Source organism: Pseudomonas sp. P5_A12 (assembly GCF_056400685.1).
Genome location: NZ_JBFUKU010000308.1, coordinates 1 through 6,033, shown reverse-complemented (window position 1 = coordinate 6,033; position 6,033 = coordinate 1). Strand labels below are relative to the sequence as shown.

Genomic DNA, 6,033 nt, shown 5'->3' with positions numbered 1-6,033 from the left:
GGTCCTCGCCGACCGCCTCGGGATGTCCCAGGGTGGCGTGGGTCACTGGCTGAATAAACGCCGTCAGCCGAGCATCGAAGACATGAATCGTGTCTTGCGCGCGCTCGGGATGGATTTTCTGGAAGTCGCGACGGTGATTCGCGAGCGTCTGGTCTTGCAAGACGACGAGCCTTGCCTGGCCCACGAGTACAACCCGTACTTCCGTTACCCGGTCAGTGACTGGCGAGAGCCCGCGCAAGTGCGTGACGGTGAGTTATCGGTCTACGGTAAACCGCGTTTCGAGCTGACCGATTACCACGCCCAGGGCGCGGCGTTCTGGCTGGTGGTGGTGGGTGATGCGATGACCGCACCCACGGGCGTGAGCATCGCCGAGGGCATGATGATTCTGGTGGATCCGGCGATTGTGCCGGAACCTGGAAAGCTGGTGATCGCGCAGTGGAAGGACAGCACCGAGGCGACTTTTCGCAAGCTGATCGAAGAGGGCGGGCAGCGTTACCTGGTCCCGCTCAATCCGACGTATCCGAAAGCCCTTTACACCGATGAATGTCGAATTCTCGGTGTAGTGGTTCAGGCAACGGCCAAATTCTAATCAGATCGGTCCTCGTAAAACGTAGGACCGATCTTCATTTCACGCCTCTTCCAGCTCGACCAACGCACTGCCTTCGCTGACCATTTCGCCTTCCTGGCAATACAGCGCCTTGATCACGCCCGCGTGGGGCGCACGAATGCTGTGCTCCATTTTCATCGCTTCCAGCACCACCAATTGCGCCCCGGCTTCGACCGTTTGCCCGGCCTCCACCAGCACTCGCACGATGCTCCCGTTCATTGGAGCGGTGAGCCCACCGTGATGGCTGTGGCTGGCTTCGACGGCGCTGATCGGGTCATAGGATTCGATGCGGCGCAGTTCACCTTCCCATTGCAGATAGACAAAATCGCCACGGCGGATTGCCCGATGCTGACGACGTACGCCGTTGTGCTCGGTCAGCAATTGCTCACCTTGAAGGTGGGCCGTGCGGATGTCGCCCAGGGTCAGCGCGCGGTCCTGGCCTTCACAGCTCAAGTGCAGGGTGATTTCTTTTGGCAATCCGGCACGGAAACCATTGCCGATCGCCCATGGCGAACTCGCGTCATCTGCACGCGGTGAGTCTTGTTGGCTCTGGGCAACGGCCTGAGCGGCGGCTTGCCAAAACCCGTCACTGAGGTCCGAAGGCGCTGGCAATAACTGCTCCTGAAAACGCGGGATAAACCCGGTGTCCAGTTCTGCCGCGGCAAACGCGGGGTGCGCGATGATCCGGCGCAGGAAGTTGATGTTGGTCTTGAGCCCGCCAATCGCGAACTCATCGAGCATGCTCAGCAACCGCAAGCGCGCCTGTTCACGGTCTTCGCCCCAGGCAATCAACTTGCCCAGCATCGGGTCGTAGAACGGCGAAATTTCATCGCCTTCTTCAACGCCGCTGTCGACCCGACGTCCCGGGCCTTCGGCTGATTCACGATACAGTTCCAGGCGCCCGGTGGCCGGCAGGAAATCATTGGCCGGGTCCTCTGCATACAGGCGCACTTCAATCGCGTGACCGATCAGTGGAACCTCGGCCTGGGTCATCGGCAGCGCTTCGCCACGGGCTACGCGGATCTGCCAGGCCACCAGGTCGAGGCCAGTAATGGCTTCGGTGACTGGGTGCTCAACCTGCAGGCGCGTGTTCATTTCCATAAAGAAGAACTCACCGCGCGAATCCAGCAAAAACTCCACAGTGCCGGCGCCGACATAACCGATGGCTTGTGCCGAGCGAACAGCGGCTTCGCCCATGGCACGACGCAGCTCCGGGCTCAAGCCTGGCGCGGGTGCTTCCTCAACGACTTTCTGGTGGCGACGCTGGATCGAGCAGTCACGTTCGTTCAGGTACAGGCAATTGCCATGCTGGTCCGCGAACACCTGGATTTCCACGTGGCGTGGTTTGAGCAGGTACTTCTCCACCAGCATCCGTGAATCGCCGAAGGAGGATTTCGCTTCACGCTGGGCCGAGGCCAGGGCTTCGGCCAACTGGCTGACGTCCTCGACCACTTTCATGCCTTTGCCGCCACCGCCGGCGGTGGCCTTGAGCAACACCGGATAGCCGATACGCTCACAGGCATCGCGGAAAGTGTCAAAGTCTTGAGCTTCGCCGTGATAACCCGGCACCAACGGCACGCCGGCGGTTTCCATCAGCGCTTTGGCGGCGGATTTGCTGCCCATGGCATCGATGGCCGAGGCGGGCGGGCCGAGGAAGATCAGACCGGCGTCTTCAATCGCACGGGCGAACCCGGCGTTCTCCGACAAAAAGCCGTAACCCGGATGGATCGCCTGAGCGCCACTGGCCTTGGCTGCCGCAATCAGTTTGTCGATTTGCAGGTAGCTGTCGGCGGCTTTGCTGCCACCGAGGTTGACGCGGATATCCGCTTCTCGGCTGTGGCGCGCTTCACGGTCAGTGGCGCTGTGTACGGCCACGGTGGTCAGGCCCAGGGCTTTGGCGGTACGCATGACCCGGCAGGCGATTTCGCCACGGTTGGCCACCAGCAAGGTGGTGAGAACAGGTGCGCTCATCAACGCGGCTCCTTGGTGGTGGGGGCTTGCCAACTTGGCGGACGCTTTTGCAAAAAGGCGCGCAGGCCTTCTTGACCTTCAGGGCTGACGCGGATGCGGGCGATAGCGTTTTCGGTGTAACGGCGCAGTGCCGGGGTCAACGCGCCATGGCTCACTTCGCGCAGCAAATCCTTGCTGACGCGCATCGCGGCTGGGCTATTGAGCAGCAGGTTGTCGATCCACTGTTCGACTTTTTGCTCCAGTTCGGCGGCTGGATAGCTTTCCGACAACAAACCGATTTCCTGCGCCCGTTGCCCGCCGAAACGTTCGGCAGTCAGTGCATAACGGCGTGCCGCGCGTTCACCGATGGCCTGAACCACGAACGGGCTGATCACCGCTGGCGCCAGGCCGATGCGCACTTCCGACAGGCAGAACTGCGCGTCGTCGGCGCCAATGGCCATGTCGCAGCAACTGATCAGGCCCAGCGCACCACCGAAGGCCGCGCCTTGGACCACGGCCAGGGTCGGGACTTTCAACTTGGCGAGGTTGTACATCAACTCCGCCAGTTCCCGGGCGTCGTCGAGGTTGGTGCCGTAATCAAGTTCGGCTGATTGCTGCATCCACGCCAGGTCCGCGCCAGCGCTGAAATGTTTGCCGCGTCCACGCACCAGCAAAAAGCGCAGGCTGGTGTCGCTCGCCACGGCGTCCAGCGCGAGAATCAGTTCGCGGATCATTTCGGCGTTGAACGCGTTGTTCTTTTCTTCACGGCTGAGCCACAGGGTGGCGAAACCCCGTGGGTCGGTCAGCAGTTCGAGGGTCTTGAAGTCGCTCATGATTTTCTCCCGATCACATCCGGAACACGCCGAAGCGGCTCGGTTCGATAGGCGCGTTCAACGACGCGGACAAGGCCAGGGCCAGCACATCGCGGGTTTGCGCCGGGTCGATGACGCCGTCGTCCCATAGCCGTGCGCTGGAGTAGTAGGGGTGCCCCTGTTCTTCGTATTGATCGAGGATCGGTTGCTTGATCTCGGTTTCCTGCTCGGCGCTGAAGCCTTGGCCACTGCGCTCGGCCTGCTCGCGTTTGACCTGCACCAACACGCCCGCGGCTTGCTCGGCACCCATCACACCGATGCGTGCGTTTGGCCACATCCACAGGAAGCGCGGGTCGTAAGCCCGACCGCACATGCCGTAGTTACCGGCACCAAAACTGCCGCCGATGATCACGGTGAATTTCGGCACCTTGGCGCACGCCACGGCGGTCACCAGCTTCGCGCCGTGCTTGGCGATGCCGCCGGCCTCGTACTTCTGGCCGACCATGAAGCCGGTGATGTTYTGCAGGAACAGCAGCGGGATGCCGCGCTGGCAGGCCAGTTCGATAAAGTGCGCGCCTTTCTGCGCGGCTTCGGCGAACAGGATGCCGTTGTTGGCGAGGATCGCGATCGGGTAGCCGTGCAAGTGGGCGAAGCCGCACACCAGCGTGGTCCCGAACAGCGCTTTGAATTCATCGAACACTGAACCGTCGACCAGACGCGCGATGACTTCGCGCACATCGAACGGTTGCTTGGCGTCCGCAGAGACCACGCCGTACAACTCGTCGCTGCTGTACAGCGGCGCAATCGGCGTGCGTTGTTGCAACTCGCCGAGCTTGCGCCAGTTGAGGTTGGCAACGCTGCGTCGGGCAATGGCCAAGGCGTGTTCATCGCTCTCGGCGTAATGGTCGGCGACCCCGGAAATCTTGCAGTGCACATCGGCCCCGCCCAAGTCTTCGGCGCTGACCACTTCACCGGTCGCGGCTTTCACCAGCGGCGGGCCGGCGAGGAAAATCGTCGCTTGCTGGCGCACCATGATCGCTTCGTCAGCCATCGCGGGCACATAGGCACCACCGGCCGTGCACGAGCCCATCACCACCGCGATTTGCGGAATGCCCATGGCGCTCATGTTGGCCTGATTGAAGAAGATCCGCCCGAAGTGCTCGCGATCCGGGAACACTTCATCCTGACGCGGCAGGTTGGCGCCTCCGGAGTCCACCAGATAGATGCACGGCAGGCGGTTCTGCTGGGCGATGGTCTGGGCGCGCAGGTGTTTCTTCACCGTCAGCGGGTAGTACGAACCACCTTTCACCGTGGCGTCGTTGGCGACGATCATGCATTCGACGCCTTCCACGCGGCCGATCCCGGCAATCACGCCAGCGGCCGGAACGTCTTCACCATAAACCTCATAGGCTGCCAGTTGGCTGATTTCCAGAAACGGCGAACCCGGATCGAGCAGACGATTGATCCTCTCGCGGGGCAGCAGTTTGCCTCGCGAGGTGTGGCGTTCTTGAGCCTTCGGGCCGCCACCGAGCTGCACTTGGGCGAGCAGGGTGTGCAGGTCGTCGACCTGTTTGAGCATCGCCGCGCTGTTGGCGGCGAACTCCGCCGAACGAGGGTTGAGCTGGGTATGCAGGATAGCCATGGACAGCTCCGATTAGCGGGTTTCGTTAAACAGTTCGCGACCGATCAGCATGCGGCGGATCTCACTGGTGCCGGCGCCGATTTCGTACAGCTTCGCGTCACGCAGCAGGCGACCGGCCGGGAATTCGTTGATGTAGCCGTTGCCGCCCAGAATCTGGATCGCGTCGAGGGCCATTTGCGTGGCGCGTTCGGCGCTGTACAGGATCACGCCGGCCGCGTCCTTGCGCGTGGTTTCGCCACGTTCGCAGGCCTGTGCCACCGCGTAGAGATAAGCGCGGCTGGCGTTGAGTTGGGTGTACATGTCGGCAACTTTGCCCTGGATCAGCTGGAACTCGCCGATGCTTTGGCCGAATTGCTTGCGGTCATGAATGTACGGAACGATCAAGTCCATGCACGCCTGCATGATCCCGGTCGGGCCGCCGGAGAGGACAACGCGCTCGTAGTCGAGGCCGCTCATCAACACTTTCACGCCACCGTTGAGCACGCCGAGAATGTTTTCTTCCGGCACTTCCACATCGTCGAAGAACAGCTCGCAGGTGTTGGAACCGCGCATGCCGAGCTTGTCGAACTTGTTGCTGCGGCTGAAGCCTTTCCAGTCGCGTTCAACGATGAATGCGGTGATGCCGTGCGGGCCTTTTTCCAGGTCAGTCTTGGCGTAGATCACGTAGGTGTTGGCGTCAGGGCCGTTGGTGATCCAGGTCTTGCTGCCGTTGAGCACGTAGTGATCGCCGCGTTTATCGGCACGCAGCTTCATCGAGACCACGTCGGAACCGGCATTCGGTTCGCTCATGGCCAAGGCGCCGATGTGCTCGCCGCTGATCAGTTTCGGCAGGTATTTGCTTTTCTGTTCGTGGTTGCCGTTACGGTTGATCTGGTTGACGCAGAGGTTGGAGTGAGCGCCGTAGGACAAGGCAACCGATGCCGAACCACGGCTGATTTCTTCCATGGCCACGACGTGGGCCAGGTAACCCAGGCCAGCGCCGCCGTACTCTTCCGGCACGGTAATGCCGAGCAGGCCCATGT

The 6,033-nt window shown here is 61.7% G+C and carries 5 protein-coding genes; 1 reads left to right on the top strand and 4 read right to left on the bottom strand.

The window, feature by feature from the left end; all coding sequences use genetic code 11:
* The coding region (locus tag AC1DSG_RS26260; protein ID WP_477793497.1) for a LexA family transcriptional regulator at positions 1-589 on the top strand (589 nt) is incomplete at its 5' end.
* A gap of 39 nt (positions 590-628) precedes the next feature.
* Here AC1DSG_RS26260 and AC1DSG_RS26255 read toward each other — a convergent pair.
* The 4 genes from AC1DSG_RS26255 to AC1DSG_RS26240 form a co-directional block, all read right to left on the bottom strand.
* On the bottom strand, positions 629-2,578 hold the full coding sequence (locus tag AC1DSG_RS26255; protein ID WP_477793496.1) for an acetyl/propionyl/methylcrotonyl-CoA carboxylase subunit alpha: 1,950 nt from the start codon (positions 2,576-2,578) through the stop codon (positions 629-631).
* Complete coding sequence (locus AC1DSG_RS26250) at positions 2,578-3,390, bottom strand: gamma-carboxygeranoyl-CoA hydratase (RefSeq protein WP_477793495.1); 813 nt, start codon at positions 3,388-3,390, stop codon at positions 2,578-2,580. Before AC1DSG_RS26250 ends, AC1DSG_RS26255 begins: the two co-directional genes overlap by 1 nt.
* Before the next feature lie 13 nt (positions 3,391-3,403).
* Entirely contained in the window at positions 3,404-5,011 is a 1,608-nt protein-coding gene (locus AC1DSG_RS26245; RefSeq protein WP_477793494.1) for a carboxyl transferase domain-containing protein, read from the bottom strand.
* Between the two features lie 12 nt (positions 5,012-5,023).
* A partial coding sequence (locus tag AC1DSG_RS26240; RefSeq protein WP_477793493.1) for an isovaleryl-CoA dehydrogenase occupies positions 5,024-6,033 on the bottom strand: 1,010 nt, incomplete at its 5' end.

What these genes read in the sequence shown, in the direction of transcription:
- AC1DSG_RS26250 (WP_477793495.1), bottom strand. Translation starts at nt 3,390, where the DNA reads ATGAGCGACTTCAAGACCCTCGAACTGCTGACCGACCCACGGGGTTTC.
- AC1DSG_RS26255 (WP_477793496.1), bottom strand. Translation starts at nt 2,578, where the DNA reads ATGAGCGCACCTGTTCTCACCACCTTGCTGGTGGCCAACCGTGGCGAA.